Genomic DNA, 16,746 nt, shown 5'->3' with positions numbered 1-16,746 from the left:
GCCGAGGTGATGCGACCGCTCGCGCCGCACCGGCCCGAGGCGGTGGCCCAGGTGGCTGCCGGCTCGGCGTCCGCGGCCGCGCGCGACCGGTTGTTCGAGGGAACGCCGCCGGAGTCCGAGGGCCTGCTCACGCTCGCCCAGTCGATCAACCGGACGCTGCTCGACGCGGCGGCCCGACACCCCGGGCTGCTCGTGTTCGGCGAGGACGTGGGGCGCAAAGGTGGCGTGTACGGCGTCACCCGCGGGCTGGCGCGGCGGGTGGGCGTGCGGCGGGTTTTCGACACGCTGCTGGACGAGCAGACGATCCTCGGCCTCGCGCTCGGGGCGGGGCTGTCCGGGCTGCTGCCGGTGCCGGAGATCCAGTACCTCGCGTACCTGCACAACGCGGCGGACCAGCTGCGCGGCGAGGCGGCGACGCTGTCGTTCTTCTCGCAGGGCCGGTTCCGCAACCCGCTCGTGGTGCGCGTCCCGGGGCTCGCGTACCAGCAGGGTTTCGGCGGGCATTTCCACAACGACAACGCGGTGGGCGCGCTGCGCGACATCCCCGGGCTGCTGATCGCCGCGCCCGCGAGCCCGGCCGACGCGCCGGGCATGCTCCGCACCTGCCTCGCCGCCGCCGAGGTGGACGGCCGGGTGTGTGTCTACTTGGAACCGATCGCCCGCTACCACACTCGCGACCTGCACGAGCCGGGTGATGAGCAGTGGCTGGCGCCCTACCTGCCGCCCGACCGCTGGGCGGCCGGCCACGTGCCGGTCGGCCGGGCACGCACCCACGGCGCCGGCAGGGACCTGACCGTGCTGACCTTCGGCAACGGTCTCTACCTTTCGCTGCGGGCCGCCCGCCGGCTGCGGGGGTCCGGTGTGGACGTTCGGGTGGTCGACCTCCGCTGGCTCGCCCCGCTGCCGGTGGCCGACATCGTCCGCGAGGCGGAGGCGACCGGCCGGGTGCTGGTGGTCGACGAGACGCGACGTACCGGCGGCGTCGCCGAGGGCGTGGTGACCGCGTTGGTGGACAACGGTTTCACGGGCCTGATCGCGCGCCTCGCGGGCGAGGACAGCTTCATCCCGCTCGGCGACGCGGCCACCCTGGTCCTGGTGGACGAGGGCGGCATCGAACGCGCCGCCCGAGACCTGGCCGACGCGTGACCGCCTACCGGCCTGCCGCGCGACCTCGGCGTCCCACAACACGTCGCGGGCGAACCGGGCCTCGAGCATCGCGGCGGGGTCGAGGTCACCCCGGTTCGCGCGCGCCCGGTCCGGGTCGGCGTAGCCGCGGCTCAGCGCGGTGCGCCGGAACTCCGGCGCGGGGAGCAGGAAGACGGCCTGCCCGGGCCGTTCGAGGACGAAGCCGAACGTCTCGTGCCGCCGGCGAGCCAACGGACGTGGCTCAGCTCCTGTTCGTGGGCGGGGGAGTCGTCATGCGCGCCGCGACGAGACCAGCGCGCCCGGTTCGGCCAGGCCGTACCGGGCCCGGTACGCCGACGGCGCCAGGCCGGTGATCCGCGCGAACATCCGACGGAACGCGACCACGTCCTCGTAGCCGACATCGCTCGCCACCGTCGCGACGGGACGGCGGGTCGTCTCCAGCGCGCGCTTCGCCGCCTCGATCCGGGCACGCTGCAGGTACTCCCGCGGTGAATTGCCGGTCGCGGCGGTGAACCGGCGGACGAAGTTGCGCCGGCTCATCACCACCTGCCGCGCGAGGTCGTCGACGGTCAGCGGCAGCGCCAGCTCCTGCTCGATGATGCCCTGTGCGCGCAGGATCTCCTCGTCGCCGTGCGCCTTCTGCGGTCCGAAGATCGCGTACGCGCCCTGCGGCGACTTGTTGGGGTCGATCAGGAACATCTTCGACGCCGCGCGGGCGATCTCGCCGCCGAGGAGGCGCTCGACGAGGTGCAGGGACAGGCTGAGGAACGACGTCGCCCCGCCCGCGGTGACCACCCGTCCCTGGTCGACGATGATCGCCTGCGGTCGCAGCTCCACCGCCGGGTACCGCCGCGCGAGGTCCGCCTGGAACGCCCAGTGGGTCGTCGCCGCCTTCCCGTCCAGCAGGCCGGCCTCGGCGAGCGCGAACGCCCCGGTGCACGCGCTCGCCACGTCCGCGCCCGCGTCGTACACGCGGCGCAGCCACGGCGGCACGGCGGCGTTGAGCTCGAGGTGCTCCTGGATGTCCGGGTCCAGCGCGGGAACCACGACCAGATCGGGCACGTCCACCTCGTCGATCGTCGCCTCGCACTCCAGCCGGATCCCGCCCGCCAGCGCGACCGTCCGATCCGGACCGGGGGAGACGAGAGTGGTCGCGAGCCGCCTCGGCGTCGGCGACAGCTCGGCGGCCAGCGCGTCGGCCTTGCGGAGCATGTCCATCAGACCGACGGAGACGAGCGCCGGGCTGTCCCGCAACACCAGCACGTGCACTCGCTGCCGCGACATGGCCCAAGCGTAGGGGTTCGATGTCCTGTCGGCCATCCCGGTCGCGGACCGTCCGCGGCTAACTTGTGGACCATGTCGACCGAACAGACCGCCGAGATCGCCCGCGCCTACTTCCGCGCCTGGACCACCGCCGACCGCGAGGGCGTGGCCAACGCGCTCGCCGAGGACTTCGTCTTCGACAGCGCCATGGTCACCCTGAACGGCCGCGAGGCCGTGCTGGAGACCCAGGCGTGGCCGAAGGGCGCGACGACCACGTTGGTCGCCGACGCCTACCAGGACGACCACGGCTTCCAGATGTACGACGCGGTCAACGGCGGCAACACTGTGCGGGTCGTCGAGCGCCTCGAGGTCGAGAACGGCCGGCTCGTGCGGAGCACCGTCGTCGTGGATCCGGCCGCGTTCCGCGCGTTCCTGGGCATGTAGCGCATGGACGAGCTTCGCGAGCTGGCCCTCGCACTGCCGGGCACCGCCGAGGACATCGCGTGCGCGGGCACCGCCATGGAGGCCCACACCGTCACCGCGGGCGGGAAGGCGTTCCTGTTCCACCGCTCCGAGGACCTGCGCCTGAAGCTCCGGGACTCGCTGCCCGAGGCCACCGCCCTGGCCGCCGCCGAACCAGAGCGGTACCGCGTCGGTGCGCACGGCTGGGTCACGGTGGCGCTGGCGGACGCGGACCCGCCGCCGGTCGACCTGCTCGCGCGGTGGGTCGAGGAGAGCTTCCGGCTGATCGCCAGCAAGAAGCTGGTCGCTCAGCTGTCCACTCAGGACTGAGGAACCAGCGCTCGCACTCGGGGCGTGAGCGTGAACCCGGCCGGTTTGAGCGTCAACGACTCCGCGATCTCGAGCCGGTAGTCCGGGTCGGCCTCGAGGTCGTAGCGCTGCAGCACCAGACCGAGCGCCAGCACCGCCTCGTGCAGGGCGAACTGGCGGCCGATGCACGCCCGCTCCCCGGTGCCGAACGGCTTGTACGCGTGGCCCGGACGCTTGCGGACCGCGGCCGGGTCGAACCGGTCCGGGTCGAACGTCTCCGCGTCGGGGCCCCACGCCGCCGGGTCCCGGTGCAGCAGCGGGAGCGGCACGAGCACCCAGTCGCCGGCGCTCATCGCGTAGCGCCCGCCGAGCACCACGTCCTCGTGCGCCTCTCGTGAGTAGCCCGGCGCGGTGGGCCACAGCCGCATGGCCTCGTCCAGCACCCGGCGGACATAGCGCAGCTTCGCGACGCTGCCGAACTCCGGCTCGCGATCGCCCCACACGGCGTCCACCTCGGCCCGCGCCCGGGCCAGCAGGTCGGGGTGGCGGGTCAGGTAGTACAGCGCGAACGACAACGCCCCGGAGGTCGTCTCGTGCCCGGCGACGACGAACGTGATCGCCTGGTTGCGGATGTTCACCGGATCCAGCCGCTCCCCGGTCTCCGGGTGGCCCTCGGCGAGCATCAGGCCGAGCAGGTCGCGGCTCGGTTCGCCACCGCTTCGCCGGGCCTCGATGACCTCGTCGACCAGGTCCGTCATCGTCGCGATGTCCGCCTTGTTCTGCCGTGCCGAGCCGGCGATCAGCCGCTTGACGAGCGGCAGCCGGATGTTCTGCAGCTGCGCGTACCGCAGCGCGCGGATCATGGCGGTGACGAACGGGTGCGGCTCGGTCCGCTCGAAGGAGCCGAACCGGTAGCCGAACCCGGCGCGTCCGATCGTCTCCAGCGTCAGCCGGGTCATGTCGGCGGCGACGTCGACGGGACCGGTCGCCGCGTCCCAGGACGCGAGCAGCTCCCGCGCGGCGTCGAGCATGATCGGGTGGTAGCCGCGCATGGCCTCCTGCCGGAACGCGGGCTGGAGGATGTCGTGCGCCAGCCGCCAGTTCGGCTCCGAGGTGTGCGCGGTGAACAGGCCGTCGCCGGCCAGCGCGCGCAGGTGTCGCAGGCCGAGCCCGACGTGCTTGCCGAACCTCGCCTCGTCGTTCAGCTCGTCGACCAGGTCGACGCCGGAGACGAAGACGATCTCGAGGCCGAGCAGCTTGCGGGTGAAGATCGGGCCGACCTCACGACCCACGCGCACGGTGTCCTGCACCGGCGTGCGCGGGTTGCTCCCGACGAGATCGCCGATCACGGGCAGGCGGCCCGGCCGGTGCGGGATGCCGGTGGTGTCCACGCACGCCTCCTACTGAACTTGGATTCAATAGCGCCACCTTCCCGTGTTACTGAACTCGTGTCAAGTAAGGTGGGCGGATGCGGACCAGGCTGAGCACCGAGCAGCGGCGCGCGCAGCTCCTCGAGATCGGGGCCGGACTGTTCGCGAACCGGCCCTACGACGAGGTGTGGATCGAGGAGGTCGCCGAGATCGCCCAGGTCTCGCGCGGCCTGCTGTACCACTACTTCCCGACGAAGAAGGAGTTCTTCGCCGAGATCGTGCGGGGCCAGCGCGACCGGCTGCTCGAGATGAGCGAGCCCGATCCGTCCCTGCCGCTCACCGAGCAGCTGCGGGCGGGGCTCGACGTGTACCTCGAGTTCGCCCGCACCCACCCCGACGGCTACCGGATCGTGCACCGCGCGGCGAGCGGCGCCGACGCCGAGATCCGGGAGATCCGCGAGGCCGGCCTGGCCGCGAACCAGGAGCGGATCCTGGCCGTGCTCGGCGAGCTGATGCCCGTCACCGACGCGACGCGTCTCGCCGTGCACGGCTGGCTGATGTTCGTCAGCTCAGTGATCCTCGACTGGCTCGACCACCAGACGGTCACGCAGGAGGAGCTGCTCGTGCTGTGCGTGCGCACCCTGCTCGCCGCGGTCGATCTCCAGCTCTAGCGCGGCGCTAGGCCATTAGCGGGGCCGCTCTGGCGTTTCCCGCCGCGCTGCGGTACTTCCGATGGAAGGGATTCTCCAACCGTCTGGAGGACGGCGTGAGATCTTTCCGGTTCGGTGACCGCTTCCTCGTCGTCCTTCTCGTCACCGCCGTGGCGGTCTCGCTCGTGCCGGCCGGGCCGGCCGCCGCCGAGTCCGGCGCGCGGTCGGTGCCGCCGTCGCTCGTGATCGGCTCGGACTTCCCGGACCCGGAGGTCCTCGAGGCCGGCGGGACCTACTACGCCTACTCGACCAGCTCCGGCGCCGGCCGCGTCCCGTACGCGACGGCCGCCAACCCGGCCGGGCCGTGGACGATCCGGGGCGACGCGCTGCCGCAGAAGCCGTCGTGGGCGGGGGACGGCGGGTTCTGGGCGCCGGACGTGTCACGCCGCGCGGACGGCCGCTTCCTCATGTACTTCACCGGACCGAGCGTCGCGACCGGACGGATGTGCCTCGGTGCGGCGCTCGCCGACGGACCGGCCGGACCGTTCCAGCCGACCGCCGCGCAGCCTCTCGTGTGCAACGCCGGCGAGGGCGGCGACATCGACCCGTCGAGCTTCGTGGACACGAACGGGGCTCGCTACCTGCTCTACAAGAACGACGGCAACGCGATCGGCCAGCCGACGATCATCTGGCTGCAGCCGACCGCGGCCGACGGCGTGACCTTCACCGGCGGCCGGGTCGAGCTGCTGCGCAACGACCGGCCGGAGGAGCAGGGCGTCATCGAGGCGCCGGTGCTGGTGCGGCGACCGTCGCAGTACGTGCTGTTCTTCGCGGCCGGGGTGTACACGACCGGCAACTACCACACGAGCTACGCCGTCTCGGGCTCGCTGACCGGCCCCTACGCCCGCGCGTTCCGCCCGCTGCTGACCACGGCGTCACTGGACGGGGCGGTCAACGGGCCCGGCGGCGCGGACGTGACCGGCGACCGGATCTTCTTCCACGGGCACATCGGCGCCGGCCGGGGCATGTACACCGCGAGCCTGGGCTGGGCAGGCGACCTTCCCGTGGTGCGAGGCAGCCGGGTCCGGTACGAGGCGGAGCGGGGGAACCTGAACCACGCCGTGGTCCGCACGAACGCGGCCGGCGCCTCCCAGGGCGCGGTCGTGGCCAACATCGACTTCGCGGACAGCTGGGTCGACACCCCGGTGTACGCCCCGGTGGCCGGCGCCTACACCGTCCACATCGGATACGCGGCGGGCTTCGGGGACGCCCAGCACACGCTGACGGTCAACGGCGGCGCGGCGCGGGTGGTCGACTACCCGAACCGGGGCTGGGACAACTGGACGCAGGTGTCGACGGAGGTGAACCTGGCCGCCGGGGTCAACACCATCCGCCTGCGGTTCCTGACCCGCTGGGCCGAGCTGGACTACCTCGAGGTCGCCTGAGAGCGCTGCTCAGCTCTGCGGCTTCTCCTGGATGGTGCCGCCGAGCTCGTCGCGCATGGACTCCATGTACTCCTTGGACTTCCCGGACAGCACCCACCGGTCGCCCACGAGGTAGACGCCGCCGTACAACGTCGCGTACCTGAGCCATTCCTGCTGCCCCTGCGAGGTGTCGAAGTCGAGGAAGACGAAGCTGTCCCCGTCCTTCACGCAGCCGGCCTGCCGGAAGTCCTTGGTCTTGCCCGTCGACTTCGGGGTGCAGCCCACCGTGGCGGCGAGCTGCTGCACGGTGTAGCGCTTCGTCGGCTCGATGCTGACGCTGCTCGTCGCGGTCCGCTGGGCCTTCTCCTTGGCCGCCTGGCCCGCCGTCTTCTCCTCGGTGTCCCCGCAGCCGCCGGCCAGCAACGCGGTCACGGCGGCCAGGGCCACCAGTGCGGCCGATCGCCAGCTCCTCAACTGTTTCACCAACTCATATACGGACGTTGCGGTCGCAATCGTTCAGCTCATCTCGTGAAAGCATGTGATCTCGTGCACCCCGACCTCTCCGCCGACCTCTGCGCGCGCCTGCGCGAGGCCTTCCTGACCACCGGCTACACCGCCGCCGGCGTCCTCGCGGCACTCGGCCCGCAGGCGCACTGCGCCCTCGGCCGCGGCGAGCCGGAGCCCGCCCGCCGCGCGAGCCGCGACGCCGGTGCGCTCGGCACGCTGATCCGGCTGTTCCTGCTGGGCGACGCCGAGCAGGAACGGGCCGTGCGCGCCGCCCTCGGGCCGGTCGACGTCGCCGACGCGGTCGCGAACGACGTCATCACCGCGGACTGGCGGGCGGGCCTGGACATCCGCCCCTACGAGGACGCGTGGTGGGTGGTCGCCGACCTCGGCGCGGACCAGCGCGGCGGTGCCGTGCCGGCCGACCACGTGCTCGGCATCGGCCACGCCTCGGTCAGCCTGGCCCGCGCCACGGCTCGCCGCCCGGTCGGCACGCTGCTCGACGTCGGCACCGGCTGCGGCGTGCAGGCTCTGCACGCGGGCACGCACGCGGAGCGGATCACCGCCACCGACGTGTCGCCGCGCGCGTTGGCGCTCGCGCGGGGCACGTTCGGTCTCAACGAGCTGGACGTCGAGCTGGTGGCGGGAAGGTGGTTCGATCCCGTGGCGGACCGCCGGTTCGACCAGGTCGTGTGCAACCCGCCGTTCGTCGTCGGTCCGCCGCGGGTGGACTACGTCTACCGCGACTCGGGGCTCGGCGGCGACGACGCCAGCGCGCTCGTCGTCCGCCGGCTGCCGGCGCACCTCGCCGAGGGTGGTGTCGGTCAGGTGCTCGCGTCCTGGCTGCACCGCCGGGGCGAGGACTGGGCCGAGCGCGTCACGGCGTGGCTGCCGGGCGGCGTGGACGCGTGGTTCGTGCAGCGCGACGTCGCCGACCCCGCGCTGTACGTCGGCACCTGGCTGCGCGACGCCGGCGTGGACCCGCGCTCGGCGGCGGGCCGCGAGCAGGCCGGGGCGTGGCTGGACTGGTTCGCGGACAACGACATCGAGGGCGTCGGCTTCGGCTACGTCACGCTGCGCCGCACCGACGAGGCGAACACCGAGATCGTGTGCGAGGACCTGCGGCACGCCTACGACGACCCGCTGGGCCCGGAGACGGCCCGCTGGTTGGACGCCGTGTCGTGGCTGCGCGAGCACGGCGAGAAGCTGGCGGCGACGCGGTTCACCGTGCCGCCGACCGTGCTGCTGGAGGAGATCTCCGAACGGGGCGACGAGGGCTGGTCGCCGGCCGTGCGGCGCCTGCACCGCCTCGACGGCCCCGGCTGGCGCCACGACGTCGACGAGCCGACCGCGCGGCTGCTCGCAGGTTGCCGCGGCGCGTTGCCGCTGGAGGACCTGCTGGCCCTGCTCGGGTCGGCCTACGGCGACATCGACACGGACGCGGCGCTGTCGCTCGTGCGCGAGCTCGTGCGCCACGGCATGCTCGTCCCGGCCTAGTCGATCGCGACGGTGCGCCGCCAGACGTCGATGACGAGGACCGGCCGCATGCCGACCGACTCGTACAGGGCGAGCGCCGGCGTGGTGTTGTTGGAGTCGACGTGCAGGATGGTGCCCTTGCGGCCCGCGGCGACGTCGGTGGCGAAGGCGTGGCGCAGCAGGTACTTCGCGATGCCGCGGCCGCGGGCGTCCGGCAGCACGCCCAGGTCGCCGACGTACCCGCAGCCCTCGTCCGGGACGAAGTAGTCGGTGCAGATGAGCACGGCGACCGGCCGGCCGTCGAGCTCGGCCACCAACAGCTTGGTCCAGTCGAATGTGGACTTCTGCTCGTGGCTCTCGTGCCAGGTGTCGTACGGCTTGGGCACCCAGCCGAAGTGGTCGGCGAACGACGCGTTGAGGACCGCGTGCGCCGCCTCGCGGACCGCGGGCTCTGTGCCCACCCGAAGCTCCACGCCGGCCGGCGGCCGCGGCACCGGCAGGTGTCCATTGTGGTCGATGCGCATCCGGTGGAAGGTCGTCGCCACGCGGAAGTCGTGCGCCTCGGCCTGCGCCCGCAGCGCCTCGTCGACGCGGTACACGCCGTGCGCGACGGTCACCTCCCGGTGGCCGTGCTCGCGGCCCGCCTCCCGCGCGCGGTCCAGCGCCCAGGCGAACAGCCACTGGCAGACCGCGGGATCCGGTGCCGCGATGTCGATGTCGACGAGGTCGCTCCCGTCCTGGACGTCCGCCGTCGCGTACCCGACGGCCCGACCGCGGCCGTCGAACACCAGCCGCGCGTCCCGTGCGGCGTCGAACCCGGGCTCGGCGAGGTCGTCGCGCACCTCGTCCTCGGTGTAGTCGGCCAACCCGACCACGGCGAGCCCGTAGGCCCGCAGGAGCCCGGTGATCGTCTCGACGTCGGCCGGCTCGGGCGCGCGGGCGAGGTGTCCCTCGGGAAGCGAATCTGCCACGGGGCAATGGTGAGCCGCCGGCGCCGCGCTGTCGACGGAGTTTCTACGGCAGCGGGTGTTCCTCGACGAGCGCGTCGGGTGCGGACAGCCGCCACGCCTCGTACACCAGCTCGGTGAGCTCGTCGAGGTCGATCTTCTGGAGGTAGACCACCACCCAGCCGAAGCCGCCGGCGGTGAACTGGACTTCGAACACATCCGGCCGCTCGGAGACCAGCGCGAGCTGCTCGGACAGCGTCTGCTTCAGGCCGACCGTCTTCGTCCGCGGCCAGTAGTAGCCGAACCGCTTGCCGCGCACGCTGAAGGACGTGTAGTCCCTCGCCTGCGCCTGTTCCACCTCCGCGAGCCCGTCCACCAGCCGCAGGAACCGATCGTCGCGCACACCCACGCCGAGCATTGTGCCGGGTCAGCCCAACTGGTTGTCCACATAGCACCAGCGCCACGTCTCGGCCGGCTCGAAGCTGCGCATCACCGGGTGCCGGGAGTCGTGGAAGTGCTGCTTCGCGTGCTTGGCCGGCGAGGAGTCGCAGCAGGCCACGTTGCCGCACTTGAGGCACAGCCGCAGGTGCACCCAGGTCTGACCCTCCGCGACGCATGCCGCGCAGGTGTCCGGCGAGCTCGGCTCGGCCTGCCGCCAGTCGTGGTCGAGGTGCTTGCACGCCCCGGCCGTCGACGCGGGGGTGCGCAGCTCGCGGTCGGGCTCGCCGGGCTCCTCCTCGTCGCGGTCGAGCATCGACTCCTCGATGTCCAGGGCCTCCAGCACCCGTCGCAGCACGACGTCGTCGGCCGTGCCGTTGTCGCGTGCCTTGAGCGCCTCCTCGCGCTCGACCTGGAGCAGCTCCATGCGCAGCCGGCGGTAGGAGTCGCTCGGGGTCTCGACGAGCGTGCTCTGCCGGCCGAGCTGCTCCCACGCCGAGTCGGAGCGGTCCCGCAGGCGGGCGCGCAGCCGGTCGATGACCATCTGCGGGTCCTCGGGGCCGCGGATCTCGTCGAGCTTGGTGAGCGCCGCGTTCGTCATGTCGTTGAGCACGGCGGCCTCCTGCAGCGCGTCCTCCGCCGGGTCCGGCGGGGGCAGCCGCAACCGCCGGACGAGCGGTGGCAGCGTCGTGCCCTGGATGGCGAGCGTGCCGGCCACGACGACGAACGCCGCGAGCACGAGCACCGCCCGCTGCGGGGTGTCGGCGGGCAGCACGAACGCGGCGGCGAGGGTGACGACGCCGCGCATGCCGGCCCACGCGATCACCGCGGAGTAGCGCCACGGCCAGACGGGCTTGCGCCGTGCACGCACCCGCGCCGCGATGCGCTTGCCGAACCCGATGCCGATCAGCCACAGCACCCGAGTCGCGATGGTCGCGCCGAGCACGGCGGCGCAGATCCCGACGATCAGCGACGGCGACAGCTCGCTGTCCGCGACCTCCCCGAGGATCGGCCGTACCTGCAGGCCGATCAGCAGGAAGACCGCGTTCTCCAGCAGAAACTGGATGGTCTGCCAGTTGTGCCGGCTGGCCAGCCGCGCCGAGCCGGACAGGATCTTCGGCGACTTGTGCCCGATGATGATCCCGGCGACCACCACGGAGAGCACGCCGGACCCGTGGATGATCTCGGCGAGCAGGTAGGCGACGAACGGCACGGCGAACGACAGCGCGGTGTCGCTCACGAGGTCGGTGAGCCGCAGCCGCAGCCACGCGGCCGAGATGCCGACCACGACGCCGGTGACGCCACCGCCGACGGCGGCGAGCAGGAAGTCGAACCCGACCTCCCACAGGGTGACCGACCCGGCGATGGCGGCGATCGCGGTGCGCAGGGCGACCAGTGCGGCCGCGTCGTTGAACAGACTCTCACCCTCGAGCAGCCGGACCAGCTTGCGCGGCATGCCGACCCGGCGGGCGACCGCGCTGGCCGCGACCGCGTCCGGCGGCGCCACGATCGCACCGAGCGCGATGCCGGCGGCGAGCGGCAGCCCGGGCACGACCGCCCAGGCGACCAGCCCGACGGCGAGGGTGGTGAACACGACGAGGCCCACCGACAGCAGCGCGATCGGCCCGCGCATCCGGCGGTAGTCGAGCAGTGAGGTCTGGATCGCGGTGGAGTAGAGCAGCGGTGGCAGCAGCCCGACGAGCACGACCTCGGGGGAGAGACGGTACTCGGGCACACCCGGCAGGAAGGAGGCCACGACCCCCACGGCGATCAGAGAGAGGGGAGCCGACCAGTCCATCCGCCGCGCGACAGCCGTGACCACCAGCACGGCCACGACCAGCGCGACGATTTCCGCAGCCATGTGCACGAGGCAATCATGACGCGGCTGTCCACCACCGCGTACGCCGGCGGCTAGTTCTGGTCGCCGTAGGACTGCTCACACGGCCAGCCGTCGCGGTCGGCGTCCCAGTTCGCCGGGAACCCGGCCTCCGACCACGCGGCGAGCGCGATGTCGTAGGAGTAGCCGTCCGCGTGCAGCTGCTGGCACGGGGTCAGCGGCTGCGCCGGCACGGTGACCGTCGCGGGCGGCGCCTGGTACACCGTGGTCGGCGGCGGCGTGACCACGGAGACCGACGGCTGGGCCGCGACCGTCGACGGAGCCGTGGCGGCCGGTGTCGCCGCCGGTGCGGGGGTACCTGAGGTCGGCTGCGCACAGCCGGTCAGCCCGAGCAGCATCAGTCCGGTCAACACCGCGACCACGGTTCGCATGTTCACGCGGGATCCGTCGAGGTGATCACGCAGAGTGTTACTGGAGCCTCACCCAGGCACGGTCAGTTACGGCGACGGGACAGGACGCTGCCGACGATCACCAGGAAGCCGCCGACGCCGCAGACCACCCACAGGACCACCGTGAGCGTGCCGGTCAGCGCGTCGTAGAACGGGCCCGCCACCTCCGGGGACGGGCTGCGGGCGGTGACCTGGCTGCGGGCGAGCCACTGCGCCAGCACGACCAGCAGCATCGCCACCACGAGCCCGATGCCGGCCACCACCAGGGTCGCGCCGCGGCGGGCCGACAGCGCCACGCCGAGCACGAGCAGTGCCACGGCCGCGATGGGCAGGATCACGCTGAGCTTCTCGAGCAGGTCGAACGCCGGGACCGCTTGGCGCACCGCGGGCCCGGACACCACCTCGACCCGGCCCCGCACCTCCGGGATCCGGTCGGCCAGCGGCACGCGGTCGGCGACGAAGCGTTCCTTCACCTCGTCCGCGACAACGCCGAGGTCCAGCACCACCGCGTCGCCCTCGACGGCCAAGCCGCCGGGCTCGTCGCGCAGCAGAGCCAGCAGCTGCGGGTGCACCTCCCGGTTCAGCTCCACCCACGCCCGCCGGAACTGGTCGCTCTCGACGAAGTTCGCGATGCTGGCGTCGACGACCGGCCTCGCGACATCCGGCACGGAGCCGGCGAGGCCCGCGTTCAGCCGGTCGGCGACCTCGGCCTTGATGGCGGGGTCGTCGGCGAGCGGGGTCACCGCGTCGAGGTAGGTCTGCTGGTCGGTGATCTCGTCGACCAGGACGTAGGCCGCGACCGCCGGCCCGGCGAGCAGGCAGCCCAGCAGGACGAGCAGGGTGGCGAAACCGGTGCGCACCGGCGCACCCTAGCGTCCGCCGGGCTCGCCCGTGTCAGCCGGCGTTGATCGCGTCGACAACCAGGTCGCGGAACCGGTCCTGCGGCACCGTCGGCTCCACATGGCGACCCTGCGGCGCGAACGCCCGAGGCGCGAGGAGGTAGAGCGCCGCCGCGTCGTCCCACAGCCGGGTGCCCAGCCACTGCGTCGGGTCGACCTGCAGCGCGGTCCGCAGCAGTCCCGGCAGCCCGGCCCGGTCGAACCGGGCGACCATCTCCTCGGTCGGGTCGTAGGTCGGCTCCGCGCCGGCTGGCGGCAGGTCGACGAACACCGCACGGCGGCCGAGGTCGGTGGTCACGGCGCGGCACGCGGCCAGGTCGTACTCGCAGTTGAAGTTGTCCGGGTTGTTCTCCGCGAACGACCGGCCCGAGGCGACCACGTCCGCCTTCGACCCCAAGGCCTTCGCGTACCGCGGGTAGGACGTCCACGGGCCAAGCACCAGCACGTCGACCTCGGCGCAGCCGCGCACCGCGGCGGCGACCTCGCGCCCGAGCCGGTCGGGCCGGCCGCCGAACGGGACGGGCGCGTGCAGGAAGTTGTTGATCCGCTCGGCGCCGGCCCGGGCCGCCGGCAGCCAGTCGTAGGCCGGTGGGTTCGGCGACGCGAGCCCGGTGATCACCGGCGGCGTCTGCCCGCGGGCGGCGAGGAACATCGACACCGCGGTCGCGCCGTGCCGCACGCCCGCGATGCCCTCGGTGACGACGACCGCGCGCACGTCCCGGGCCGGCGCCAACACCGCTAGCGCGCGGAAGTCGTCCAACCCGACGTCGGTGTCCACGATGAGACACGCACGCGGGTTCGCCGCCGGCCGGTCGCCCGCGAGCGCCGGCACCCCGACCCCGACCCATGCCAGCGCGAGCACCAACGCCGCGACCGAGAATCTGCCCAGTCCCTTGCCTGCCATCACGTCCCCCATTCGGAAGTCACACCACGCCGTGCGATTCATACGCCGCGCACGGGAAATCGGCAACGGTGGCTTACCGTTGTGTCATGGTCGATCGACGGGCGCGAGGTGCCGCGCGGTCGCTCGGCCTGGTGCAGCCGTACCTGGGGCGGTGCAGTGCCGGGGACGCGGCGGCCAACCGGGACCGGTTCGGCGGCGTGACCCTGCAGGGCGTGCACGGGCTGCGGGTCGCGCGAGTGCTGGCCCGAGCCGGCGCGCTGGGCGGTGTCGACCTCGACCCGGCCGCGTACCTCGCGCGGGCCAAGCGGCCGGCGCCGGTCGTCGCGGGGCAGCTGGGGTTCGAGCTGGACCTGCCGGTGTTCGACTGGGTCGAGGCGCAGGCCGAGCTCGGGCTGCCGGTGGTGCGGACCGCGGGCCCGCGGCTGCGGGTGGGACAGGTCGACGAGCTGAAGGCGGAGCTGCACCGCGACTACCCGGTGCGGGTGTCGGTGACGCTCGCGCTCGACGGGGGTTGGCTGGGGTCCAAGCACAGCGGGGTCCTCGCGGAGCAGCTGCGGGCCGCCGACCGGGACGTGTCGCTGGTGCTCGGCGCGCCGTTCGATCCGGTGGACTCGTCGTACAAGGTCCTCGGCCTGAAGCGGCTGCTGCGATGGAGCTCCCGGACGGGCCGGAAGCTGGAGCTGCTGCGCACCGGCCCGGTCGGCATCCCCGCGATCGCCGCGGGCGCGTCGCTGGCGGCGATCGGGCTGTCGTCGTCGACGCGCCATCTCGGTGGCCCGGTCGCCCGGCGTGCCGACGGGGTCCGGCCCAAGCGCAGTCCGCAGGTGTTCGTGCCCCGGTTGCTCAACTGGCAGCGCGGCATCGACCTCAAGGCCGGCCTGACGGACTGCGACTGTGCGGCGTGCGAGCGGACGGGGTCGAGCCTGCGGCGCTTCGACGTGGCCTTCGACTCGACGGTGCCCGCCCCCGTGCGAGCCGCGGCGCGGGAGCACGACTCGTACGCGCTGGCCGAGGTCATCCAGGCGGTCCTCGCGGCCCCGGACCCGAAGGACGAACTGGCCCGCCGCCGCCAGGACGCCCAGGACCTCGCCGCCGAGATAGACCTGACCGTGCCGAAATGGCTCGGCCACTGGGACTAGCCCGGCGTCACCGCTCCTCGAGGCTGATGGCGACCGCGCTGGAGACCACGGCCAGTTTGCCGTTGTAGCCCTGGCCGGTGAACTCCAGGCCGACCACCTGCACGCCACCCACGCCGACCGACGCGTCCTTGGTGATGTCGTAGCCGGCGGCGGGCAGCGCGGAGCGGTAGAACGCCGCCACCTCGTCCGGGGCCATGCCCGTCAGCACGATCCCCTTCTCGTCGGGCTCCTGTGCCTCGATCACCTGCACCCCGGGCGGGATCGGAAAGTCCTTGTCCGGGAAGCTCGCCGGCAGCTGGGAACCGACGTGGTCCGCGGCGGCCGGGTCCGCGGCCGACTCCGCCGCGGCCGGCTGCTCGACGGTCACGGTCTCGGTCGCCGGGGACCCGGCGTCGTTGCCGGCGCAGGCCGCGGTCGCCAGCCCGACCCCCGCCAGGACGGCCGCCACGAGTAGGCGGTGCGTGGTGCTCATCGAAGCTCTCCCTCGCCTGTGCCCGGCCGGACTGTCCGGCCGGGTGATGCAGACCCTGCCGGTCGACCGCGAACCGATCGTGAAAACCCGGGCCGGCGGCGCAGACGATAACCGGCGTTCGTCGGTTCCGACTATGGGGATCCGCCGAGCCAGCGGCGGTCGGCCGCGCCGGCCCGCTCGGCGTCGCCCGCCCGCCACCACAGCGCGACGAGCTCCTCGGCGAGCTCGTGCCGCCACGACTCGACCTCGAGCACCGCCTCGTACGCCGCGGCCCGCTCCGCCGCAGGCCGGGAGCCGTCCCGACCGATCGCGGTCGCCGCCCGCAACCGCAGGCCGGCGGCCTCCGCGCGGGCATCCCCGAGAACGTCCGGGTCGCTGGCAGCGACCTCGCTTGCCAGGACGGCGAGCACCGAGCCGTGCCGGCCGGCGGCCGCGTGCTCCCGCGCGGCGTCGAGGTCGACGTCGGCGACCAGCGCCACCCGCTCCCGGTCGGCACGCAGGTACGCGGACGGCTCGCCCGCCGGCCGGTCCGGCTCGAGCGTCCGGCGCACCTCGGCGAGCGCGGTGCGCAGCAGCGTCCGCCCACGGCCCGGCTCCCGACCCGGCCACACCGCCTCCACCAGTTCGTCCCGGCGTAGCCCACCCGGCCCGGCCGCCGCGAGCACCAACAACGTCTCGCGGGCCTTGCGGCTGCGCCACGCGTCACGGTCGACCGAACGCCCGGCGGCCTCGATCGCCACCGCACCGACGAGCCGGATCCGCAAGCCCGGCTCACTGCCGGCGAGGCCGGGAACGAACCGGTACGCCTCGTGTGCGATCGCGGCGAAGCCCAGCTGTCGCAGGCCGGACACCTCCGTCGCCGCCCGGCGCGCCGCCCCGGCATCGCCTCGCAGCCGGGCCGCCGCGAGCGTGAGCAGCCCCGCCTGCAGCCGGCTGGCCGCGTCCTGACGACCGACGGTTCGGCGCACGGCGTCCGCGACCGCCACCGCCTCGTCCACCCGGCCGGCCGCGAGCAGGAACCAGCCGTGCACCCCGGCCGCGGCGAGCAGCTCCAGCC

At 73.3% G+C, this 16,746-nt stretch carries 18 protein-coding genes; 7 read left to right on the top strand and 11 right to left on the bottom strand.

Annotated features, from left to right (window positions below; all coding sequences use genetic code 11):
* Nucleotides 1–1,146, top strand: a 1,146-nt coding sequence (locus ACRDSK_RS22240) for an alpha-ketoacid dehydrogenase subunit beta (protein WP_431443162.1), incomplete at its 5' end; no start/stop codon positions are given.
* A gap of 270 nt (nt 1,147–1,416) precedes the next feature.
* Here ACRDSK_RS22240 and ACRDSK_RS22235 read toward each other — a convergent pair.
* Nucleotides 1,417–2,430, bottom strand: a complete 1,014-nt coding sequence (locus tag ACRDSK_RS22235) for a GlxA family transcriptional regulator (RefSeq protein ID WP_431443161.1) — start codon at nt 2,428–2,430, stop codon at nt 1,417–1,419.
* Between the two features lie 72 nt (nt 2,431–2,502).
* Here ACRDSK_RS22235 and ACRDSK_RS22230 point away from each other — a divergent pair, with 72 nt between their 5' ends.
* Complete coding sequence (locus ACRDSK_RS22230) at nt 2,503–2,853, top strand: nuclear transport factor 2 family protein (protein ID WP_431443160.1); 351 nt, start codon at nt 2,503–2,505, stop codon at nt 2,851–2,853.
* Nucleotides 2,854–2,856: 3 nt separating this feature from the next.
* Nucleotides 2,857–3,201: an MmcQ/YjbR family DNA-binding protein gene (locus ACRDSK_RS22225; RefSeq protein WP_431443159.1), complete on the top strand. Its 345-nt coding sequence runs from the start codon at nt 2,857–2,859 to the stop codon at nt 3,199–3,201.
* On the opposite strand, the gene ACRDSK_RS22220 is transcribed toward ACRDSK_RS22225, so the two are convergent.
* Nucleotides 3,192–4,571 (bottom strand): cytochrome P450, encoded by a 1,380-nt coding sequence (locus tag ACRDSK_RS22220; protein ID WP_431443158.1) that lies wholly within the window; start codon nt 4,569–4,571, stop codon nt 3,192–3,194. The two genes, ACRDSK_RS22225 and ACRDSK_RS22220, sit on opposite strands and share 10 nt — an antisense overlap.
* 77 nt (nt 4,572–4,648) lie before the next feature.
* Between ACRDSK_RS22220 and ACRDSK_RS22215 the strand changes: the two genes are divergently transcribed.
* On the top strand, nt 4,649–5,221 hold the full coding sequence (locus ACRDSK_RS22215) for a TetR/AcrR family transcriptional regulator (protein WP_431443157.1): 573 nt from the start codon (nt 4,649–4,651) through the stop codon (nt 5,219–5,221).
* Nucleotides 5,222–5,316: 95 nt separating this feature from the next.
* The gene (locus ACRDSK_RS22210) at nt 5,317–6,645 is read left to right on the top strand and encodes a family 43 glycosylhydrolase (RefSeq protein ID WP_431443156.1); all 1,329 of its coding nucleotides are present in this window, start codon (nt 5,317–5,319) and stop codon (nt 6,643–6,645) included.
* A gap of 9 nt (nt 6,646–6,654) precedes the next feature.
* On the opposite strand, the gene ACRDSK_RS22205 is transcribed toward ACRDSK_RS22210, so the two are convergent.
* Nucleotides 6,655–7,098 (bottom strand): hypothetical protein, encoded by a 444-nt coding sequence (locus ACRDSK_RS22205; RefSeq protein WP_431443155.1) that lies wholly within the window; start codon nt 7,096–7,098, stop codon nt 6,655–6,657.
* A gap of 54 nt (nt 7,099–7,152) precedes the next feature.
* On the opposite strand from ACRDSK_RS22205, the gene ACRDSK_RS22200 reads away from it, so the two are divergent.
* Entirely contained in the window at nt 7,153–8,625 is a 1,473-nt protein-coding gene (locus tag ACRDSK_RS22200; protein WP_431443154.1) for a DUF7059 domain-containing protein, read from the top strand.
* Here the strand turns inward: ACRDSK_RS22200 and ACRDSK_RS22195 are convergent.
* The 6 genes from ACRDSK_RS22195 to ACRDSK_RS22170 are packed head-to-tail and all read right to left on the bottom strand — an operon-like array spanning nt 8,622 to nt 14,090.
* Nucleotides 8,622–9,575, bottom strand: coding sequence for a GNAT family N-acetyltransferase (locus tag ACRDSK_RS22195; RefSeq protein WP_431443153.1), 954 nt, complete (start codon nt 9,573–9,575; stop codon nt 8,622–8,624). The genes ACRDSK_RS22200 and ACRDSK_RS22195 overlap by 4 nt on opposite strands.
* A 43-nt stretch (nt 9,576–9,618) precedes the next feature.
* Nucleotides 9,619–9,960 carry an MmcQ/YjbR family DNA-binding protein gene (locus ACRDSK_RS22190; RefSeq protein ID WP_431443152.1) on the bottom strand — a complete coding sequence of 114 codons (342 nt, stop codon included), beginning with the start codon at nt 9,958–9,960 and terminating at the stop codon, nt 9,619–9,621.
* Between the two features lie 18 nt (nt 9,961–9,978).
* Nucleotides 9,979–11,850: a Na+/H+ antiporter gene (locus ACRDSK_RS22185; protein ID WP_431443151.1), complete on the bottom strand. Its 1,872-nt coding sequence runs from the start codon at nt 11,848–11,850 to the stop codon at nt 9,979–9,981.
* A gap of 50 nt (nt 11,851–11,900) precedes the next feature.
* Nucleotides 11,901–12,263 carry a hypothetical protein gene (locus ACRDSK_RS22180; protein WP_431443150.1) on the bottom strand — a complete coding sequence of 121 codons (363 nt, stop codon included), beginning with the start codon at nt 12,261–12,263 and terminating at the stop codon, nt 11,901–11,903.
* Between the two features lie 56 nt (nt 12,264–12,319).
* Nucleotides 12,320–13,135, bottom strand: a complete 816-nt coding sequence (locus ACRDSK_RS22175; protein ID WP_431443149.1) for a hypothetical protein — start codon at nt 13,133–13,135, stop codon at nt 12,320–12,322.
* Nucleotides 13,136–13,169: 34 nt separating this feature from the next.
* Entirely contained in the window at nt 13,170–14,090 is a 921-nt protein-coding gene (locus ACRDSK_RS22170) for a nucleoside hydrolase (RefSeq protein WP_431443148.1), read from the bottom strand.
* 74 nt (nt 14,091–14,164) lie between these two features.
* Between ACRDSK_RS22170 and ACRDSK_RS22165 the strand changes: the two genes are divergently transcribed.
* Nucleotides 14,165–15,217 carry a hypothetical protein gene (locus ACRDSK_RS22165; protein WP_431443147.1) on the top strand — a complete coding sequence of 351 codons (1,053 nt, stop codon included), beginning with the start codon at nt 14,165–14,167 and terminating at the stop codon, nt 15,215–15,217.
* Between the two features lie 7 nt (nt 15,218–15,224).
* On the opposite strand, the gene ACRDSK_RS22160 is transcribed toward ACRDSK_RS22165, so the two are convergent.
* Together ACRDSK_RS22160 and ACRDSK_RS22155 are read right to left on the bottom strand one after the other, a co-directional pair.
* A complete protein-coding gene (locus ACRDSK_RS22160; RefSeq protein ID WP_431443146.1) occupies nt 15,225–15,689 on the bottom strand; it encodes a hypothetical protein in 465 nt (154 codons plus the stop codon).
* Between the two features lie 131 nt (nt 15,690–15,820).
* Nucleotides 15,821–16,746 (bottom strand): AfsR/SARP family transcriptional regulator (locus ACRDSK_RS22155; protein WP_431443145.1); only part of this gene is annotated, 926 nt, incomplete at its 5' end.

This window comes from Actinophytocola sp., assembly GCF_050699915.1.
Classification (GTDB): Bacteria; Actinomycetota; Actinomycetes; order Mycobacteriales; family Pseudonocardiaceae; genus Actinophytocola.
The sequence above is the reverse complement of the archived record's forward strand: the minus strand, read 5'-3'. Positions and strand labels throughout refer to the sequence as shown.